Genomic DNA, 18,333 nt, shown 5'->3' with positions numbered 1-18,333 from the left:
CGGCCCCTCTCCCGGTGGGTGGTTCCCACGGAGGAAGGGGCCGGTTGCCCGCTGCGAAGCCGGATCAGGCGGAGCAGGAGGTGGTGCTGGTGGTGCTGGAGCAGGTGGAGGTCGAGGAGGACGACGTGGAACCGGCGAGGACGACCTCGACCGCGTCCGAGTAGTCCGAGATCTCGAAGGTCTCCGACTCGAGCTCCAGGATCTCGTCGGCGAGGGTGGCGAGTCCGGTCTTCGGGGCCATGGGGGTTCTCCTTCGGTCACCGGGGCTTCACCGGCTTGTCCGGCGGCGCTCCCTTGCGATGGCCCCATTCCACCGGTGCCCGCTGTCAGTTCGGCCCGGCTTTCGCTGTCACACCGCTGACAGGTGGTGTCAGCGGAACGTGTGTCAGGTGCGCGTGCCCTGCCGCACCCTCGAACCTCAAGGAATGCTCAAGCAAGGAGGTGAGCGGCGCATGATCGAGGCGCTGAACGGGGAATCACTCCGAGCCGGACCTGAAGCCGCGCCCGAACCGGAAGTCGTACCCCGGCCGGACGCCGCGCGCGATGCGGAAACCACGCCCGAAGCGGAAGCCGTACCCCGACCTGGTCCGGCACCGCTCGGCCCCGCCGCCGTACCGCGCGAGACCCTGCGGGACGCCCTCGGGCTCTATCTCGAACTGCACGCCCACCCGGAGCTGTCCGGCGCCGAGGCCCGGACCGCCGAGCGCTTCGCCGCCCGACTGGAGGGCGACGGCGCCACCGTCACCCGTGGCGTCGGAGGCCACGGCGTCGTCGGCGTCCTGCGCAACGGCACGGGCCCCACCCTCATGCTGCGCGCCGAACTCGACGCCCTGCCCATCGACGAACGCACCGGCCTGGCGTACGCGAGCACCGTCCCCGGCACCATGCACGCCTGCGGCCACGACCTCCATCTCGCCGCCGCCGCAGGCGCGTTCGCCCTGCTCGCGCGATCGGCGGACACCTGGAGCGGCACCCTCCTGGTCGTCGGCCAGCCTGCCGAGGAGACCCTGGAAGGGGCGGCCGCGCTGCTCGCCGACGGTCTCTACGAGCGGTTCGGCACCCCCGACGTCGTCCTCGCCCAGCACACCGCGCCCCTGCCGGCCGGGTCACTCGCGCACGGCCGGGGCCCGATGATGGCGGCGAGCGCCGCGCTGGACGTCGTGATCCACGGCTACGGCGGGCACGCCGGCACCCCGCAGCTCACCGTCGACCCCGTCGTCACCGCCGCCGCGACGGTCATGCGCCTCCAGACGGTCGTCTCCCGCGAGACGGCGCCGTCCGACCAGGTCGTCCTGACCGTCGGCTCCCTGCGCGCGGGCCGGCTCGGCAACGTCATCCCGGACGACGCCGAGCTGAGCATCACCGTCCGCGCGGCGACCGACCAGGCCCTGGAGCGGGCCGTGGCGGCGGCGGAGCGCATCGTACGGGCCGAGTGCGCCGCCTCGGGCTGCCCCCGGGACCCCGACGTCACGCTCGTCTCCCGCTCCCCGGCCCTGCTGTCCGACCCGGCGGCCACGGCGGCCGTACGGGCCGTCCACGAGCGGGAGTTCGGCCCGCACCGGGTGGCGGACTGGCCGGGCTCGATGGCCACCGAGGACTTCCCGCGCTTCGCCGTCGACGGTGTGCGGACGGCATACTGGATGGTCGGTACGGTGTCTCCGAGTCAGTGGCGCGCCGCGCGCTCGGCCGGCCGGCCGGTGCCGCCGAACCACTCGGCGGAGTTCGCCCCCGACGTACGGACCGCTCTGCCGGCGGGTATCGCGGCCATGGCGACGGCCGCCGGGCAGCTGTTCAAGGAGACAGGTTGATGATGACGGCCCAGTGGCACGGGTGCGCGGACATCGGGAACGCCCCCGGATATGTGGAGGTGGTGACGGTCCGCGAGGACAGCGCTGCCCCGTCCGCCGAGACGACGGTCATCCGCCTGCTGGGGCTGCTGCCACGGCACTTGAGATGTGTCCCGGAGGTCGCCGAGGTCGCGGGCGACCGGGTGCGGCTGTGGATCGCGCGGGACGTCGCGACGACCGACACCGACATCCGCCGCGCGGTCCGGGCGGTCCTGGCTGACGCGGCACTGTGGGGCTGGACGGAGCAGCGCTGACCCGCCGCCTCCCTCCCCGACTGCCGTCAGATCCAGCCCCGTTCGCGGGCCAGCAGCGCACCCTGCGCGCGGCTCGCGGCGCCGAGCGCCTGAAGCAGGTCGGCCACGTGTCTTCGGTACGTACGGACCGAGATGCCCAGGTCCCGGGCGCCCGCCTCGTCCTTGCCCACCGTGCACATCGAGATCAGCACCTGCTGCTCGATCTCGCTGAGCCCGCCCACCGCGTCGGCGGTCTCCTTCGTGACGGTGTGCAGGTCGTCCGCCTGCGTCCAGATCTTCTCGAACAGGGCGATGATGTTGGCGACGAGCCCGCTCTTGTGGGCCAGCAGCGCCCCGCGTGCGGTGTTCTGCGGGTCCACCGGCACCAGGGCCGTACGGCCGTCGTACACCAGGATCCGCTCCGTGATGTTCTCCGCGACCCGGATCTGCGCACCGCGCTTGACCAGCTCGCGCAGATAGTCACGGGTCGGCAGGTCGTCCAGCGCGGCGGCGAGCACCACATTGCGGATGCGCACCCCGCGCCGCAGACATCGCAGGTCCAGCGGACGGGACCGTTCGATGTTCTCGGCCGAGAGCTTCGTGTACGGCTCCACGGACAGGATCTCGTCGCGCGCGAAGAACGCGAGGTCGTCGATCCGGTTCCGTATCTCCGTCAGACCCTCCAACTGCTCGATGCCCTGCACCGGGGGCAGCCGCGAGCCCTGCTCGGCGCGCAGACCGTCGACGAGGTCACGGGCCTGCATGACCCGGCGCAGCTCCTCGTGGAGCGCGTTGAGCCGCGCGTCGGTCAGCCGGCCGATGGCCACGCCGGGGTCGGCGGGGGAGACACGGTCGTGACTGCTGTCGGGGTGGAGCAGACCCAGCTTCCGCAGCCGGTCCAGGCTGAGCTTGGCGTCGTCCTGTTCGGTGTGCACCAGCAGGTGGATGTCGTCCGCCGACGTGTCCGGATTGCGGAGAAAGTGCCGGTAGATCTCTTCCTCGGTCGGAGAGACGCCGAAGACGGACATCTCGTTGTCGCCCAAGACTTGACCTCCGCTACTTGGTCAGTTCACGCCGAGGAAGGGGTGGGTTGTCGGTGCCGGTACGGTCCGCCGGGCTCGCGACGCGGCTCGGAGGGGACCCTGGAGAGAGTAAAGGCAATGCCATGACTCTGTATCTGATCTTGCGAGGAACTATGGCCTGGATATGAGTGAACCGTGGATGTCGTGACTGACCGCTGTCCGCCCGGCGCGCCGGGTTGCGAAACGGCTCGGCGGACTCACGTCAGTCTCCCCGTGGACATCCCCACCTACGCGGCGGGAGGCGCGTACGACGGAACTCGTTCACCTGCGGTGTGCTCCATCGCGCCGTTGTGACCGAATGTACGTGCTCGGTAACGTGGTTGATGGCGACATCACGCGATGTCACACAACAGGCCCGCTTGGCATGTGAAGGGAAATCCGGATGGGAAACCATGGATCGCCACCGCCACCGTCACCGCCGTCCCCACCGCCGTCGCCTCGTGATTCTGACGGCCAGCACCCGGATGTCTCCAAGCCCGGAGGCGGCACGCACCGCAAATGACCGGCCCCGATCTTGACGTGCTGAGCGTCCGCACCGCCGATGAACTGGACGCCGCCGGGGGTTTCCAACAGCCCTGGATGCGTGACCTGTTCCTCAAAGTCCCGCGGCACGCGTTCGTGCCCGACCGGGTGTGGGTGTGGTCGGCGGACGCCTACCGGCCGCTCGACCGGACCGTTGACCCGGTCGGCTGGGCCCGACTCGTAGGCGATGCGACCCGGTCGGTGGTGACGCAGGTCGACGACGGGCGTCCCGGCCCCGACGGCGGTGCCCTGCCCACCAGTTCGATCAGCGCGCCGAACGCGGTGTTCACGATGCTCGCGGCAGCCGACCTGGAGTCCGGTCACCGGGTGGTGGAGATCGGCACCGGTACGGGCTACAACGCGGCGTTGCTGTGCGAGCGGGTCGGGGCGCGGAACGTGGTCAGCGTCGAGATCGACCCCGTCGTGGCGGAGAGCGCGCGAAGAGCGCTGCACGCGACCGGATACCGGCCCACTGTCATCGTCGCGGACGGCGAGGCCGGGCACTCGACCGGAGGGCCGTACGACAGGTTGATCTCGACCGTGTCGTCGCACCGCGTGCCAGCTGCGTGGGTCCAACAGGTGCGGCCGGGCGGGCTGATCGTGACTCCGTGGCGCACCACCCTGGCGACGTCCGGCATGGCGGTACTGCGCGTCACCGAAGACGGTCGGGCCGAGGGCCACTTCGGCCACCCGATGGCCTTCATGGACCTGCGAGGCCAGCGCCGTGACGACTACTCGCCGCTGCGCGAGGTCTACACCCGCGACGCATGGGAGGACAGCCGCACGCGCTCGGTCCGGTCCGCCCCACGCTGGCTGGACGACGACTACCACGCCCGATTCGCGGTGGGCCTGATGCTCCCGGGCGTACACGTCGATCGCCAGGACGCGGACTCCGGCGACGAATTCGCGTGGTGGCTGTCCACCCCTACGTCATGGGCGTACGTGGCCGGCGACACGGCCCGGCAATGGGGACCTCGCGACCTGCTGGACGAACTCGACCGGGCCCACGACCACTGGACGGGGGCCGGCCGCCCCGACCTCTACCGTTACGGACTGACGGTCACCCGCGACGGTACGCAACAGCCGTGGCTCGACACCCCCGACGGGCTGCTCCCGCAGCCGTTCAGTCGCGGGGTGACGCCGGCGCGGCGAAGTGGTCGAACTCGCCCGCTTTGACGCCGAGGATGAAGGCGCGGAGCTTTTCGGGGGTGGTGGTGACGACGGTGTCGGGGTCGTCGCTTTCGCGGAGCTTGATGGTGCCGTCATCTGCTGTCGCGATGTTGACGCAATTGCCGGCGGTTCCGCTGTAGGAGGACTTCTGCCAGTCGTAGGTGGACATGCTCTCTACCTCATCACATGCTCTGCGCGATGTTGTGAATCAGGTCCCGGGACTCCGCCGGCGTGAGGGCGGTCGTCTCCAACCGGTCCAACACCGCCCGGTATCTGGCCAGTTGAGGCTGCGCGGTCACGTAGTCCGAGGACGTATCAGCGTCCAGTTGTACAGAGTCGAGCCGAGACACCGCGTCCCCGAGATAAATGATGCCGGACCCGGAGCTTGGGTAGCTGCCGGTGCCGAACGGGACGACGCGGACAGTGATGTGCTCCCGTTCGCTCATGTCCACCAGGTGCTCCAGTTGAGCTCGTGCCACTTTCGGGCCGCCGAAACCCATGCGCAGGGCGGCCTCATGGATCACCGTGGACAAGGGCGTCGACCGCTCTCCGTAGATCACGGTCTGCCTCTTGATCCGGAACGAGAGCAGGTGCTCAATCTCCGGCGGATCGAAGGTTGGTACGACGTCCTTGAAGAGGGCGCGGGCATGATCCACGGTCTGCAGAAGTCCGGGCAGATGAATCGCACAGGCGATGCGCATGGCCACCGCGTGATGCTCCAGTTCCGCGAGGTCCAAGGAGTCCGAGGAAAGGATCTCGCGGTACTCGTCCCACCACCCACGCGTCCGTCCGCCGGTCATGCCCGCGAGCGCGTCGATGAGGGGCTGATCCGTGCAGCCGTACAGCCGCGCCAGCGTCCGCACGCGGTCGGCGCTCACCGGATAGCCGCCGGATTCGATGTTGCTGATCCGCGACTGAGTTGAGCCGTGCAGCCGCCCGGCCTCCGTGGCGGACAACTCCGCGAGTTCGCGCAGTCGCCGGAGTTCGGCGCCCAGACGCCGCTGCCGGATCGTTGGCGGGAGTTTGCTCGGGGGCATCGTTGCCGTCCTCTTCTGGTTCGTACCACTCAAGTGTGCGAGTACTCGTACGAGTGAGTGAGAGCGCTTATACCCTCTCGGATACTGGACTGAATACTACCTCGGCCGCTAGCGTGTGACTCAGGCCACTTCAACTGGCCGCGCCTCACGGCGCCTTACTCGCCATGCCCAACCGCATCAGCCGGGCTGGCGTCACCCTCTCGCCGACAGGGGAAAACCATGACGACCGTATCGCCGCAGAGCCCTGCCCCGGAGCCGTTCAACTTCGCTCGGGAGGTGTACGAACTCGTACGTGAAACCGCACCACGCCTCTTCGCGGTCGTGGAGGAGTACCGCCCGGACGCGGAGGACGCCGACGCCTTCGTCGTCGCCTGGGGCCTCGCGTACGCGGACGGCGCCGCCGAGGTCATCGCGGCGGAGGGACAACGGCGTTGGCAACTCACCGCCGCCGAAAACATCGTCCGCTACTTCGGCCGGGCCGAGAACCTGTCCGCCCGCCTCGTCTGGCTCGCCGACCCGGCGCCCGACGCGGACGCGGACGCGGACGCGGACGCGGACGCGGACATGCTCGCCCGGTCCCGGGCGGCGTGATCGCCGTACGTCCCCGGACCTCGGCCGCAGGGTGCCTGCTGGTGCGTCTGCGACACACGATCTTCGGGTTGCTCTAAAGTCGGGACGGCCTTCCCGGCGGCGTCTCGCTGCCGGGATTTCGTGTCCTCCGGGCGGAGTTGGATTTTGCGTAAGGCGCGGCTGCACGACCGGAATTCAGCGGGGCCCGTCCCACGTATCAGCTGGGCGGTCCGGATCCGGGAGGCAGGTGCTCCACTCGCCATCAGGCCGTATCGGCTGCACTTCACCGCCCGCCTGCTCTCCTGGACCGGCTCGGCCGTGGCGCCCATCGGCCTGGCCTACGCGGTCCTGAAGATCGGCGGCGGACCCGGCGCGCTGGGCGCGGTCCTCGCGGCGAGCGTCGTACCGCAGATCCTGCTGCTCCTCGTCGGCGGGGTCGTCGCAGACCGGCTGCCCCGGGCTCGGGTCATGGTGTGGTCCAACATCGTCTGTGCGGTCGCGGAGGCGGCGGCGGTGCTGTTGCTGGTTTCGGGCACGGCCCGGATCTGGCACTTGGTGGTGATGTCGGCCGTCTGCGGGGCGGCGGGAGCCTTCTTCACCCCGGCGGCCGGGGGCATCGTCGTGGAGGTCGTCCCGGCCGAACTTCGGCACGCGGCCAACGCACTGCTGAAGATCGGCCAGAACACGGTGAAGGTCGCCGGGCCCGCCCTGGGTGGTGTCCTGGTCGCCGTGGTCGGTCCTGGCTGGGCCCTCGGATGGGACGCGCTGACGTTCGCCGCCTCGGCCCTCCTCTTCTCCCGGATCAGTCTCAAGGCCAAGACCGTGAAAGTGCGTACGGGGTTCACCGCCGATCTGCGCGAGGGTTGGGATGACTTCCGCTCCCGCCGCTGGCTGTGGGTGATGGTCTGCCAGGCCGCCGTGATCGTTCCTGTGTGGCTGGTCGGCTACCAGCTTCTCGGCCCGGTGTACGGACAGCGAGTGCTCGGCGGAGCAGGCCCGTGGGGTCTGGTGGTGTCCGGCTTCACCGCCGGGCTGGTGGCCGGGGCGGCGCTCGCTCTGATGTGGAAGCCGCGCCAGGTCGGACTCGTCGTCTGTGCGGGTACCGGCTCGATGGCGGTGCCCTTGGCGGCGATGGCCGCGGCCGTGCCGCTGCCCGTACTTGTGGCCGCCACGGGGGTGGCGGGCACGGGGTTGGCGGTCAGCATGACCGTGTGGGCTTCGCTGGTACAGGAGAGGATTCCGGCGGACCGGCTGGGCCGGACCCTGTCCTACTCGACGCTCGGACAGCTCCTGCCCGTGCCCTTCGGCTATCTCCTCGCCGGCCCCGCCTCCCACCTGTTCGGACTCCGCACGACCCTGGCGACGGGCGCCCTGATCATCACGGCCGCCGCCGTCGTACCGCTGGCCATTGCTCAGGTCCGGGGACTCTGCCTCGCACCGGAAACGACCAAGGATGCCGACGGGGCCGTGACCGCGGCACGGGCGGAGAGGTAGAACGCTCGGGCCACCTCGACGGCGCCGGTGAAGTCGCGGAACGCCCGGTCCCGGGCCGCCGCGTCGAGCACGGCCCGGCCGCATCCCTCGGGAAGCTCCCAGCGCTGGGCGAGGTGAGCGGCGATGCGGTCTGCCCTCAGGTGGGCCGTGGTGTGGCGGGGGTCGGCCGCCTCGGTCTCAGTGTTGAGAGCGAACGCGGCGACCACGGCCTCGGCCGCCAGGGGAACAGAACCGAGCAGGTCGCCCGCTTCGGTCATCGTGGCGGGCCACACCGTCCAAGCTCCGTCCAGGCGGGCGGACCGGACGACGACCCGCGCCAGTGCTTCCTCGGGCGGGAGTTGGCTCACCTCATCCACGGTGAGCCAGTGGGCGAGCTGGTCGCCGGACATGCTGCCCACCTCCTCACCCGCTGCGGCGGCGCACCGCAGGGCGCACCGCTCGACCGCCTCGGATCGCACCGGGCGGCACACGTCGTCGCCCGTCTCATGCGCGATGGCGGCCAGGACCCGCGCCCGCCACCGGCCCGGGAACTCCGGGTCGTACAACTGCTGATGGTGCAGGATGGCGAGGAAGCCCACGGGCTGCCCGCACGCCACAGCACCAGGCCGGAAGGCCGCCTGCCAGTACCGGACGAAACTGGTCCGCCACGGCTCACCCGCCCACGCCCCGGTGCCGAGGGCCGGGGACAGGCCCGCGGCAACCAGGGCAAGAGCCTCTTCGGCGTCCTCCCTCTTGGCGTCGTAGGGATGGGTGCGTCGCCAGGCATCCGCCCGGTTGAACGCGGGCCCCAGCCCTTCCCCGGCCGCGAGGCGGCCCAGCGCGGTCCACGATCGCGAGGTGTAGGGGAGGGAGCGGGCCAGGTCGGCGAGCCGGACCGCTTCGATGTCCTCCAACTGCCCGTCGGCGGCGGCCCGGGTAAGGGCGGCCCGCAGGTTCACGAGGGCTTCGGACAGCGGGCGGCCGTCGTCGGTGTGGAGTACGGCGACTTCGTCGTCCGCGTCCAGGGCGCCGCTGCGGAAGTCCTCGAAGATCCGGCCGACGCCGACCATCCCGTACGGGGCGAGCTCGGCGGCCCGCAGCGCTCCCATGCTGGCGGCGCCGACCACGGCGACGCCTTCGGCCAGCAGCGCCAGGATCTCCTTGTGCCGCACCGGGGCACTCTGGTGCCAGAGTCCATCAATGATCAGCACGGTGTCGCCGGGGCCGGAACCGAGCCGCATCAGGTCGCCGTGGCGGACCGGTGGGTGCGTCACTGCGCCGGGGACGACTTCACGGACGCGTGCGGCGGTCACGGTGGGGCCGGAGAAGACGTGAATGGTCATGCGGCTGCCTCCTGGGCCGGTCGGGGGATGACGTGCCGGGCGTCGTAGCGCAGGGTCGGGGCCAGCACCTTGACGACGGCGAACTCGCGCCGCTGGTGCGGTCCGTGGGAAAGATCCGCTACGAGCGGGGAACGACCGGTGACGGCCTTGATGCGGGCGGCCAGGTACTCGGCTTCGCCGCCGTCCGTGGCGAACCCGGTGGTGTGCTTGGCGACGACCTCCGCCCACTTGGCGCCGGGGCCCCCGGCGGGCCCGGGGTGACGGTGTACGGCGGGCCGGTACGCGGCCGGGTGGATGTCCTCCCGGCTGCCGGTGATCTGGGTGAGTCGGGACTGAGCCGCCTCCGTGATCGCCCGGGACAGCGCGACATGGGGGTCCAAGTGGGCGCCTGAGCCGGAGACCAGCAGGGCCCGCTGGTCCTCGCGCCACAGGTAGCAGCTCATGACGGGCACCCCGAACAGGTTCGGCAGGTACCACAGCTCCAACCAGCCCCCGGCCGCCCGCACTCGGCCGATCAGCGCCGCACAGTGCTCGTCCTCGACGCTGTCAGGGTCGACGAGCCGGCCGCAGCACCGTCCATCGGCGAGAGCGCTGATTGTGTCGCGCTCGATCAGCTCTGCCAGAGCGTGGGCGACGGCCTCGGCACGGGTGTTGCCGGAGGCGAGGCCGTTCGTGGACGCGCTGGGCAGGTGGAGCCGCCACTCGTCGTGGACTTCACGGCCCAACTGGATGCACGCCGTCGGCACGAGCACGGGTTCCCCGTCGAGCGCCGAACGTGCGGTGATCCAGTCCAGGACCGTCCGGCCGGTGACCAGAGAGCCGGGATGGCTCTCCAGGGCGGCCACCGGATACGGCAGGTCCAAGTCGTCTGCCGGAGACCGTACTTCGGCGGTCGGGACGGCCCTCTCGCCGTGCCACGCCTCAATCGCTTCCATGGCCCCCGAGACCCGGGCGGCGGCCATCGTCGCGCCTTTGCCCTGGGCGACGGACAGGGTGCGAGCGAGAGGCCGTACGGCCATCGTCACCGGGATACCGAGGTCGTCCAGGCCGGTCACGTCGGCGACGCGGGTGATGCCGTACGCCATCAACAGCGGCCGGATCGCCTCCCAGGTCTGATCGGGATGACGGGTCCGGTGTGTGCCGTCGAAATACGCCTTGCGCATGGGCTTTCCCTTCGCAGATGCCGAAGCCCGGTCGTCGGGCACCCTCGGTGACTTGGGTGCCTGACGACCGGGCGGGGTTCAGTTACCGCCTACGTCGCCGGTCAGGCGGACGGCAGCGGGTAGGTGTGGATGTCGGGGAAGGCGGAGTCGGGCACGGCCGGGTCGCCGCCGGAGTTCTGCGGCATGTTGCCCTCGGCGTGCAGCTCGGCCACGAAGTCGGCCGGGTCCACGGCCTGCGTCGTGGCGTACGGGATCTGCTGGGACATGGTCGTTCCTCCTTGATCGGGAAGGACGCTGCTACACCGAAAGGTCGGTGAAGCAGATGGTGATCAGCACCTCGCGCGACTGGAAGTCGAGCGGGGTACGCCAGTGGGGGATTCGGCTTCCGTCGAATCCGGTGAGGACGCGGTGGCGGACCGGGAAGGTCTCGCCGCCGTCGGGGTAAGGGGTGTCGCCGAGGCGAACGGCCACCTGGCGGGTGGTCAGCCACCGCAGGTGGGGCAGCCAGCCCATCGAGACGAGGCCGGGGGTCAGGCCGCACGAGAAGGTGATCTCGCACTTCCCGTCGTCGCGATGAACGTGCATGTAGTCGCCGGGCTCGTAGAACTTCAGGCCGAAGCGAATCGGGGTCATGCGGGCGCGGCCGGTCGCCTCGCCGGCCACTTCCGCCAGGCCCTTGGACATGGCCAGCCGGCTGAGGGCGCCTCCGCCGGTGTGGACCCTGCACCGCTGGGGGGAGGTGATCGAGCCGTCCCGCATCACCAGCAGTCCCGGCCGCCGGTTGTGGCGGACGATCGCGTGCGGCTCGCACCGGCCGGCTTCCTCGGAGATCTCCTCCCAGAGGCTGGCTTCGACCACATCCTCGGGAACGACCGCCCTGCCTTCCGTCAGCCAGAGCTGACGCGGGGTCATGCCCATCACAGGTCCATGAACGACATGGTCACCAGCAGGCCCATCGACTTCATGGGCGGGCGCCAGTGCGGCACGTGGTATCCGGCGAACGCTCGGACGCTGCCGTCGCCGTACGGGTGGGGCAGGGTGGTGAAGCCCTTGCCCTCGGGGAACATGCCGTGCTCGGTGACGACCTCTCCGAGGCGGTCGGGGAAGGCGCCCAGCAGGTGCGGGGCCCAGCCCATCGGGGGCAGGTTCTCGGTCAGCGCGACGGCGACGGTCACGGTCGACTTGACCGAGTCCGTGTGCAGGCCCTGGAAGTCGCCTTCCTTGTAAAGGACGACGGCTCCCCCGCGCGGGATCAGCCGGGAAATGCCGGTGGCTTCACGCAAGGCCATCAGCAGGGTTTTGTCGTAGGCCAGCGCTTCCAGCACCGGGCCGGGTGGGATGAATCCGCAGTGGACCGGGGAGGCGAAGCTGCCGTCACGGTGCGCTGCCGTGTGCTCGTGGACGTGCGGCGCCACCAGGTCGAGCCTGCCGTGCGCCTCCTCGACCAGGGCCTTGAAGCGGTCCGGCTCAAGGACACCGGGAACAAGAGCTGTCCCGGTCTCCTCCCATGCGGCGCGAGCCGGTAGCCGTTCCACGGGTGCTCGGGTGTCCATGATCCCCTCCAGGTGGTCTGTCTGTCCGGCTGGCTCCGTGCGGATTGGAATCTCGGCCCGCCGCCGGGACCGTGCCGTCGGTGAGCCGAGGAGTCGGCGGCGTTCACCCATTGAACTGCCGGGGCACATAGGGAATGAGGGGCCACGAAGGGGTGCGTTTCCCGGCGGGGGGCCGCTCCGGGGGGCCAGGATGAGGGCCGCACCCGACGGCGACGGAGGGAAGGTGCCATGGTGGCCCTGGACGGCATCGGCGTCTTACTGCGAACGATCCGAGAAGACGCCGGGCGCACTCGTGACGAGCAGGCCAAGGTCGTTCAACAGGCCCAGAACGGCAGATGGTTCGACTGGGAGAACATCAAGCGGTGGGAACTGGAGAAGCGGTTACCGGTCCCGGACTGGCACGAGACGATCGCCCGCGCATACGGGCTGAGTGTCGCGGACGTGCAGCGGGCAGTCGCCGCGTCGCGACAACACCGACGCAGCCAGAACAGGGAGAAAGAGGACGTGAAGCGACGTAGTTTCTTCGGGGTGACGGCCGCTGCGGTAGGCGCGACCGCGTTACCTGGCATCGCACAGGCCCGCGAGGGCATCGACGGGGCCCTCATGGAGTCCGGACCCGGGGATCTGGCCTACCTGGAGTCGGCATTCGAGCGGCACCGGGGCGGCTACCACGGCCGTGTGCCCGACGACGTGCTGGGCGAGATGCAGGCGGATCTCGACCTCCTCGGCCAGGTCCTCAACCAGTCCCACCCGGCCGGCGCACGGGCCGACCTCGCCCGCACCGCCGCCGGGATCGCCGGCCTGGTCGCCATCGTTCAACACGACCGGGGCGACAAGGGGAACGCCTTCCGCTGGTTCGCGACAGCGGAGACGGCGGCCCGCGAATCAGGTGACCGCAGGATGACCGCCTGGGTACTGGCACGGCACGCGATGGTGCCACTGAACTACGGCGCCCCCGAGGTGGCCGTGCGCATCGCCGCCCGAGCCCGCAGAGCGGCCGGCCGGACGCCCACCGCGGCCGGGGCGTTGGCGGCGGCCGTTACCGCCCGCTCGCTCGCCGCCATCGGCGATCACCGGGGCGCCAGGATGGCGGTCACGGACGTGCACACCCTGGTCGAACGCCTCGACGGACACGAAGCAGCCGACACATGGTTCGGCTACCCCGGACAGAAGCACTTCGTGCACCTCTCCCAGGCGTACACCCTCCTCGGGGACACCGCGGCTGCCTACTCGGCCCAGGACGATGCTCTTGACCTCACCGACTCTCCCTCGGTGATGACCCGGGCCCTGATCGCGATGGACACCGCCGCCTGCCTGCGTCTCGATGGGGACCCCGCAGCTGCGGCCGAGATGGCGGCTGGGGTCTTCGACCGGCTGCCGGGCCCCTACCGTGACGGCTTGATCCGGTCCAGGGCCGGAGTCCTCCACCAGGCCCTGGGCGGTCGTCCCCGAGACCTCCTCGGCCAGGTTCTCGCCTGACCAGAGGCTCTGGGAGCACCTGGCCTGGGCGAACGGCCTCGGCGTCGGCCGGCGGTCGGCCCTGGAGGGTGCCTTGCCGATCTTGCCGTGCTCGCGTGCCGCTGCCGCAGCTCCCTACTCCGGCCGGGGCGCACGCCGAACTGTTGGAAGTGCGTGGCGCCCGATTCGGAAGGGGCGCGATACGACCACGCGAATACGGTGCGGACGGCCTCGGCCACTTTCGGCTTCCCCGATACCGAGCGCGTCCTGGCCGTCCCTGATTTCCGACTGCATCCGCTCGCTCCCCACCCGTCCCGCGCGACGCCCGCCCGCCCGGAGTCGTAGGCTGGGGGCCCCCGGCCCGTGACACGTGTCGGGCCCTTCGCGTTGCTCCCGCAGCACCCCGCGTCGGTCGTCACCCCGCACCACCACCCCCGGAACCGGACGGAAACACCCTTCATGAGCCTGCACGGTCTGCTCGACGCCGTTGTACGAGACCCGGCGCTCGCCGAAGCGGTCGGCGCCGCCGCCGACGGGCATCGCACGCATGTCGACCTGGTCGGCCCGCCCGCCGCCCGCCCCTTCGCGGTCGCCGCCCTCGCGCGCGACGCGCGCCGTACCGTCCTCGCCGTCACCGCGACCGGCCGCGAGGCCGAGGACCTGGCCGCCGCGCTGCGGTCCCTGCTGCCCGCCGACTCCGTCGCGGAGTTCCCGTCCTGGGAGACACTGCCCCACGAGCGCCTGTCGCCCCGCAGCGACACCGTCGGCCGCCGGCTCGCCGTGCTGCGCCGGCTCGCGCACCCCCGCGCCGACGACCCCGGCGCCGGGCCGGTCAGCGTCGTCGTCGCGCCCATCCGCTCCGTACTCCAGCCGCAGGTCAAGGGCCTCGGCGACCTGGAGCCCGTCTCGCTGCGCGGCGGCGGGACCGCCGACCTGAACGAGGTGACGCAGGCGCTGGCCGCCGCGGCGTACTCCCGCGTCGAACTGGTCGAGAAGCGCGGCGAGTTCGCCGTACGAGGCGGCATCCTGGACGTCTTCCCGCCCACCGAGGAGCACCCGCTGCGCGTGGAGTTCTGGGGCGACGACATCGAGGAGATCCGCTACTTCAAGGTCGCCGACCAGCGCTCGCTCGAAGTCGCCGAGCACGGGCTGTGGGCGCCGCCCTGCCGTGAACTGCTGCTCACACCGCAGGTACGGGAGCGGGCCGCCGCCCTCGCCGAGGTGCACCCCGAGCTGGCCGACATGCTCGGCAAGATCGCCGAGGGCATCGCGGTGGAGGGCATGGAGGCCCTGGCCCCGGTCCTCGTGGACGACATGGAGCTGCTGCTCGACGTACTGCCCAAGGGCTCGATGGCGCTGGTCTGCGACCCCGAGCGGGTCCGCACCCGGGCCTCCGACCTGGTCGCCACCAGCCAGGAGTTCCTCCAGGCGTCCTGGGCGGCCGGAGCCGGCGGCGGCGAGGCGCCCATCGACGTCGGCGCGGCCTCGCTGTGGGGCATCGCGGACGTCCGCGACCGGGCGCGCGAGCTGGGAATGATGTGGTGGTCGGTCGCGCCGTTCGCCGCCGACGAGGAGCTGTCGGCGGACACCCTCAAGCTGGGCATGCGCGCCCCGGAGACGTACCGCGGCGACACCGCCCGCGCCCTCGCCGACACCAAGGGTTGGCTCGCCGACGGCTGGCGCACCGTCTACGTCACTGAGGGCCACGGCACCGCCGCCCGTACCGTCGAGGTACTGGGCGGCGAGGGCATCCCCGCCCGCCTCGACACCCCCGAGGCGCACGGCGGCAAGGGCCTGGGCGAGATCACCCCGTCCGTCGTGCACGTCGCGTGCGGCTCGATCGACTACGGCTTCGTGGACCGGGCGCTGGGGCTCGCCGTCCTCACGGAGACCGACCTGTCCGGCCAGAAGGCGGCGGGCAAGGACGGCGTGCGGATGCCGACCAAGCGCCGCAAGACCATCGACCCGCTCACCCTGGAGGCGGGCGACTACATCGTCCACGAGCAGCACGGCGTCGGCCGGTACGTCGAGATGGTGCAGCGCACCGTCCAGGGCGCGACGCGCGAGTATCTGCTCGTCGAGTACGCCCCCGCCAAGCGCGGCCAGCCCGGCGACCGCCTCTACATCCCCACCGACCAGCTCGAACAGGTCACCAAGTACGTCGGCGGCGAGGCCCCCACCCTGCACCGCCTCGGCGGCGCCGACTGGACCAAGACCAAGCAGCGCGCCAAGAAGGCGGTCAAGGAGATCGCCGCCGACCTCATCAAGCTCTACTCGGCACGCATGGCGGCCCCCGGCCACGCCTTCGGCCAGGACACACCCTGGCAGCGGGAGCTGGAGGACGCGTTCCCGTACGTCGAGACGCCCGACCAGCTCTCCACCATCGCCGAGGTCAAGGAGGACATGGAGAAGACGGTCCCCATGGACCGCCTGGTCTGCGGCGACGTCGGCTACGGCAAGACGGAGATCGCGGTGCGCGCCGCCTTCAAGGCCGTCCAGGACGGCAAGCAGGTCGCCGTCCTCGTCCCCACGACACTGCTCGTGCAGCAGCACTTCGGGACCTTCTCCGAGCGGTACGCGCAGTTCCCCGTCGTCGTGAAGGCCCTGTCCCGCTTCCAGAGCGACAGCGAGGCGAAGGCGACCCTCGAAGGGCTGCGGGAGGGGTCGGTCGACATCGTCATCGGCACGCACCGCCTCTTCTCCGCCGAGACCCGGTTCAAGGACCTCGGTCTGGTCATCGTGGACGAGGAGCAGCGCTTCGGCGTCGAGCACAAGGAGCAGCTGAAGAAGCTCCGCGCCAACGTCGACGTACTGACGATGTCCGCGACGCCGATCCCGCGCACCCTGGAGATGGCGGTGACCGGCATCCGCGAGATGTCGACCATCACCACCCCGCCCGAGGAGCGGCACCCGGTGCTGACCTTCGTCGGCCCGTACGAGGAGAAGCAGATCGGCGCGGCCATCCGCCGTGAACTGCTGCGCGAGGGACAGGTCTTCTACATCCACAACCGCGTCGAGTCCATCGACCGCGCCACGGCGCGGCTGCGCCAGATCGTCCCCGAGGCGCGGATCGCGACCGCGCACGGCCAGATGTCCGAACAGGCCCTGGAACAGGTCGTGGTGGACTTCTGGGAGAAGAAGTTCGACGTCCTCGTCTCCACCACGATCGTGGAGTCCGGCATCGACATCGCCAACGCCAACACGCTCGTGGTGGAACGCGGCGACAACTTCGGCCTGTCCCAACTCCACCAGCTGCGCGGCAGGGTGGGGCGCGGCCGTGAGCGCGGCTACGCGTACTTCCTCTACCCGCCGGAGAAGCCGCTCACCGAGACGGCGCACGAGCGCCTCGCGACGATCGCCCAGCACACCGAGATGGGCGCCGGCATGTACGTCGCGATGAAGGACCTGGAGATCCGCGGCGCGGGCAACCTGCTCGGCGGCGAGCAGTCCGGGCACATCGCGGGTGTCGGCTTCGACCTGTACGTACGCATGGTCGGCGAGGCGGTCGCGGACTACCGCGCGGCCGTCGACGGCACGGTGCAGGAGGAGCCGCCGCTGGAGGTCAAGATCGAACTCCCGGTCGACGCGCACGTCCCGCACGACTACGCCCCCGGCGAGCGACTGCGCCTCCAGGCGTACCGCGCCATCGCCTCCGCCAACTCGGAGGCCGACATCACCGCCGTACGGGAGGAGCTGACGGACCGTTACGGCAAGCTCCCCGAGCCGGTGGAGAACCTGCTGCTGGTGGCGGGCCTGCGCATGCTGGCACGCGCCTGCGGGGTCGGCGAGATCGTCCTCCAGGGCCCCAACATCCGCTTCGCGCCGGTGGAGTTGCGGGAGTCGCAGGAGCTGCGCCTCAAGCGCCTGCACCCCCGTACGGTGATCAAGCCGACGGCCCACCAGATCATGGTCCCCCGCCCGACATCGGGCAAGATCGGCGGCAAGCCGGTGGTCGGCCGGGAACTGCTGTCGTGGACGGGGGAGTTCCTGGCGACGATCCTGGGGTCGTGACCGCTCTCAGACGCAACTCCCCGCGCACCGCCGCCCGTCCGGTTCTCCTTGTCCTGGTCCTCGCCTCCGCGCTGCTCGCCGGGTGCGACGCCATCGATTCCGTCGACCCCGCGGCCTCCGGGTCCTCCGGGTCCTCCGGGTCCTCCGACGGATCGGCCGACGCCGACGGCGGCGCCCCGGACGGGCGGGCGACCAGCCCCCTCAAGAACGCGGACGGCACCGCGCCCGGCCTCGCGCCCCTCACCGGGGACGCGGACCGGGCGGCGGCGCGCAAGCTGATCGGGGCGCTGGAGGTGAAGGGTCGCGGCCCCAGGACCGGTTACGACCGGGACGAGTTCGGCTACGCGTGGATGGACTCGGCCGACGGCGTCCCGTTCGCCCGTAACGGCTGCGACACCCGTAACGACCTGCTGAAGCGCGACGGCCAGGACGTCGAGTTCCGGTCGGGCTCGACGTGCGTGATCGTCTCGATGACGCTGCACGACCCGTACACCGGCAAGGACATCGCCTGGAAGAAGAAGCGGGCGACGGCCGTCCAGATAGACCACATGGTGCCGCTCTCCTACAGCTGGCAGCTGGGCGCGGCCCGCTGGAACGAGGACAAGCGCGAGCAGTTGGCGAACGATCCGCTGAACCTGCTGCCCGTCGACGGCCCCACCAACAGCGGCAAGGGCGACTCGGGTCCCGCGTCCTGGCTGCCGCCGAACAAGCCGGTCCGCTGCGCGTACGTGGTGCGGTTCGCACAGGTCGCGGCCAAGTACGAACTCCCGGTGACCGGCGCGGACAGAAAGACGATGCTGACGCAGTGCGGCGGCTGACACCGGCCCCGCCCGCGACACGGACAAACACGGAATACGGCATTCGAAGTGAT

Annotated in this window: 17 protein-coding genes; 8 read left to right on the top strand and 9 right to left on the bottom strand. The window is 70.8% G+C overall.

Going from position 1 to position 18,333, the window contains the following annotated elements:
• Nucleotides 1-64: 64 nt before the first annotated feature.
• The gene (locus ACFT9I_RS05250) at nt 65-241 is read right to left on the bottom strand and encodes a thiazolylpeptide-type bacteriocin (protein ID WP_189109547.1); all 177 of its coding nucleotides are present in this window, start codon (nt 239-241) and stop codon (nt 65-67) included.
• A 184-nt stretch (nt 242-425) separates the two neighbouring features.
• Between ACFT9I_RS05250 and ACFT9I_RS05245 the strand changes: the two genes are divergently transcribed.
• Together ACFT9I_RS05245 and ACFT9I_RS05240 are read left to right on the top strand one after the other, a co-directional pair.
• Nucleotides 426-1,808, top strand: a complete 1,383-nt coding sequence (locus ACFT9I_RS05245) for an amidohydrolase (protein WP_382560978.1) — start codon at nt 426-428, stop codon at nt 1,806-1,808.
• Nucleotides 1,808-2,101, top strand: coding sequence for a hypothetical protein (locus tag ACFT9I_RS05240; protein ID WP_382560976.1), 294 nt, complete (start codon nt 1,808-1,810; stop codon nt 2,099-2,101). The genes ACFT9I_RS05245 and ACFT9I_RS05240 overlap by 1 nt, the downstream gene beginning before the upstream one ends.
• 26 nt (nt 2,102-2,127) lie before the next feature.
• Here ACFT9I_RS05240 and ACFT9I_RS05235 read toward each other — a convergent pair whose 3' ends face one another.
• Nucleotides 2,128-3,108 (bottom strand): helix-turn-helix transcriptional regulator, encoded by a 981-nt coding sequence (locus ACFT9I_RS05235; RefSeq protein ID WP_382561236.1) that lies wholly within the window; start codon nt 3,106-3,108, stop codon nt 2,128-2,130.
• A gap of 552 nt (nt 3,109-3,660) precedes the next feature.
• Here ACFT9I_RS05235 and ACFT9I_RS05230 point away from each other — a divergent pair.
• Entirely contained in the window at nt 3,661-4,860 is a 1,200-nt protein-coding gene (locus ACFT9I_RS05230; RefSeq protein ID WP_382560972.1) for a methyltransferase domain-containing protein, read from the top strand.
• On the opposite strand, the gene ACFT9I_RS05225 is transcribed toward ACFT9I_RS05230, so the two are convergent.
• Nucleotides 4,808-5,023 (bottom strand): DUF397 domain-containing protein, encoded by a 216-nt coding sequence (locus tag ACFT9I_RS05225; protein ID WP_382560970.1) that lies wholly within the window; start codon nt 5,021-5,023, stop codon nt 4,808-4,810. The genes ACFT9I_RS05230 and ACFT9I_RS05225 overlap by 53 nt on opposite strands.
• Before the next feature lie 13 nt (nt 5,024-5,036).
• Nucleotides 5,037-5,891, bottom strand: coding sequence for a helix-turn-helix domain-containing protein (locus ACFT9I_RS05220; RefSeq protein ID WP_382560967.1), 855 nt, complete (start codon nt 5,889-5,891; stop codon nt 5,037-5,039).
• Nucleotides 5,892-6,110: 219 nt separating this feature from the next.
• Between ACFT9I_RS05220 and ACFT9I_RS05215 the strand changes: the two genes are divergently transcribed.
• Nucleotides 6,111-6,482, top strand: a complete 372-nt coding sequence (locus tag ACFT9I_RS05215) for a hypothetical protein (protein WP_382560964.1) — start codon at nt 6,111-6,113, stop codon at nt 6,480-6,482.
• A 144-nt stretch (nt 6,483-6,626) separates the two neighbouring features.
• On the top strand, nt 6,627-7,955 hold the full coding sequence (locus ACFT9I_RS05210) for an MFS transporter (RefSeq protein ID WP_382560962.1): 1,329 nt from the start codon (nt 6,627-6,629) through the stop codon (nt 7,953-7,955).
• Here the strand turns inward: ACFT9I_RS05210 and ACFT9I_RS05205 are convergent.
• The 5 genes from ACFT9I_RS05205 to ACFT9I_RS05185 form a co-directional block, all read right to left on the bottom strand.
• Nucleotides 7,874-9,277 carry a TfuA-like protein gene (locus ACFT9I_RS05205; protein WP_382560959.1) on the bottom strand — a complete coding sequence of 468 codons (1,404 nt, stop codon included), beginning with the start codon at nt 9,275-9,277 and terminating at the stop codon, nt 7,874-7,876. The genes ACFT9I_RS05210 and ACFT9I_RS05205 overlap by 82 nt on opposite strands.
• Nucleotides 9,274-10,440 (bottom strand): YcaO-like family protein, encoded by a 1,167-nt coding sequence (locus ACFT9I_RS05200; RefSeq protein ID WP_382560956.1) that lies wholly within the window; start codon nt 10,438-10,440, stop codon nt 9,274-9,276. The genes ACFT9I_RS05205 and ACFT9I_RS05200 overlap by 4 nt, the downstream gene beginning before the upstream one ends.
• 101 nt (nt 10,441-10,541) lie before the next feature.
• Nucleotides 10,542-10,706 (bottom strand): hypothetical protein, encoded by a 165-nt coding sequence (locus ACFT9I_RS05195; RefSeq protein ID WP_382560953.1) that lies wholly within the window; start codon nt 10,704-10,706, stop codon nt 10,542-10,544.
• A gap of 31 nt (nt 10,707-10,737) precedes the next feature.
• Complete coding sequence (locus tag ACFT9I_RS05190; protein WP_382560950.1) at nt 10,738-11,352, bottom strand: hypothetical protein; 615 nt, start codon at nt 11,350-11,352, stop codon at nt 10,738-10,740.
• Between the two features lie 5 nt (nt 11,353-11,357).
• Nucleotides 11,358-11,993: a hypothetical protein gene (locus tag ACFT9I_RS05185; protein ID WP_382560947.1), complete on the bottom strand. Its 636-nt coding sequence runs from the start codon at nt 11,991-11,993 to the stop codon at nt 11,358-11,360.
• A gap of 228 nt (nt 11,994-12,221) precedes the next feature.
• Here ACFT9I_RS05185 and ACFT9I_RS05180 point away from each other — a divergent pair, with 228 nt between their 5' ends.
• The 3 genes from ACFT9I_RS05180 to ACFT9I_RS05170 all read left to right on the top strand — a co-directional run bounded on the left by ACFT9I_RS05180 (nt 12,222) and on the right by ACFT9I_RS05170 (nt 18,280).
• On the top strand, nt 12,222-13,472 hold the full coding sequence (locus tag ACFT9I_RS05180; protein ID WP_382560945.1) for a transcriptional regulator: 1,251 nt from the start codon (nt 12,222-12,224) through the stop codon (nt 13,470-13,472).
• Nucleotides 13,473-13,910: 438 nt separating this feature from the next.
• Complete coding sequence (gene mfd, locus ACFT9I_RS05175; RefSeq protein ID WP_382560942.1) at nt 13,911-17,462, top strand: transcription-repair coupling factor; 3,552 nt, start codon at nt 13,911-13,913, stop codon at nt 17,460-17,462.
• Entirely contained in the window at nt 17,459-18,280 is an 822-nt protein-coding gene (locus ACFT9I_RS05170) for an HNH endonuclease family protein (protein WP_382560939.1), read from the top strand. The genes mfd and ACFT9I_RS05170 overlap by 4 nt, the downstream gene beginning before the upstream one ends.
• Nucleotides 18,281-18,333: the final 53 nt, after the last annotated feature.

Origin of the sequence: Streptomyces sp. NPDC057137 (genome assembly GCF_042670825.1) — a bacterium.
GTDB lineage: Bacteria > Actinomycetota > Actinomycetes > Streptomycetales > Streptomycetaceae > Streptomyces.
The sequence above is the reverse complement of the archived record's forward strand: the minus strand, read 5'-3'. Positions and strand labels throughout refer to the sequence as shown.

Excerpts from the sequence above, each read along its gene's own strand:
- ACFT9I_RS05250 (WP_189109547.1), bottom strand. The coding sequence starts at position 241 with ATGGCCCCGAAGACCGGACTCGCCACCCTCGCCGACGAGATCCTGGAG.
- ACFT9I_RS05180 (WP_382560945.1), top strand. The coding sequence starts at position 12,222 with ATGGTGGCCCTGGACGGCATCGGCGTCTTACTGCGAACGATCCGAGAA.
- ACFT9I_RS05215 (WP_382560964.1), top strand. The coding sequence starts at position 6,111 with ATGACGACCGTATCGCCGCAGAGCCCTGCCCCGGAGCCGTTCAACTTC.
- ACFT9I_RS05230 (WP_382560972.1), top strand. The coding sequence starts at position 3,661 with ATGACCGGCCCCGATCTTGACGTGCTGAGCGTCCGCACCGCCGATGAA.
- ACFT9I_RS05245 (WP_382560978.1), top strand. The coding sequence starts at position 426 with ATGCTCAAGCAAGGAGGTGAGCGGCGCATGATCGAGGCGCTGAACGGG.
- ACFT9I_RS05225 (WP_382560970.1), bottom strand. The coding sequence starts at position 5,023 with ATGTCCACCTACGACTGGCAGAAGTCCTCCTACAGCGGAACCGCCGGC.
- ACFT9I_RS05205 (WP_382560959.1), bottom strand. The coding sequence starts at position 9,277 with ATGACCATTCACGTCTTCTCCGGCCCCACCGTGACCGCCGCACGCGTC.
- mfd (WP_382560942.1), top strand. The coding sequence starts at position 13,911 with ATGAGCCTGCACGGTCTGCTCGACGCCGTTGTACGAGACCCGGCGCTC.
- ACFT9I_RS05200 (WP_382560956.1), bottom strand. The coding sequence starts at position 10,440 with ATGCGCAAGGCGTATTTCGACGGCACACACCGGACCCGTCATCCCGAT.
- ACFT9I_RS05235 (WP_382561236.1), bottom strand. The coding sequence starts at position 3,108 with ATGTCCGTCTTCGGCGTCTCTCCGACCGAGGAAGAGATCTACCGGCAC.
- ACFT9I_RS05195 (WP_382560953.1), bottom strand. The coding sequence starts at position 10,706 with ATGTCCCAGCAGATCCCGTACGCCACGACGCAGGCCGTGGACCCGGCC.
- ACFT9I_RS05240 (WP_382560976.1), top strand. The coding sequence starts at position 1,808 with ATGATGACGGCCCAGTGGCACGGGTGCGCGGACATCGGGAACGCCCCC.
- ACFT9I_RS05190 (WP_382560950.1), bottom strand. The coding sequence starts at position 11,352 with ATGACCCCGCGTCAGCTCTGGCTGACGGAAGGCAGGGCGGTCGTTCCC.
- ACFT9I_RS05220 (WP_382560967.1), bottom strand. The coding sequence starts at position 5,891 with ATGCCCCCGAGCAAACTCCCGCCAACGATCCGGCAGCGGCGTCTGGGC.
- ACFT9I_RS05185 (WP_382560947.1), bottom strand. The coding sequence starts at position 11,993 with ATGGACACCCGAGCACCCGTGGAACGGCTACCGGCTCGCGCCGCATGG.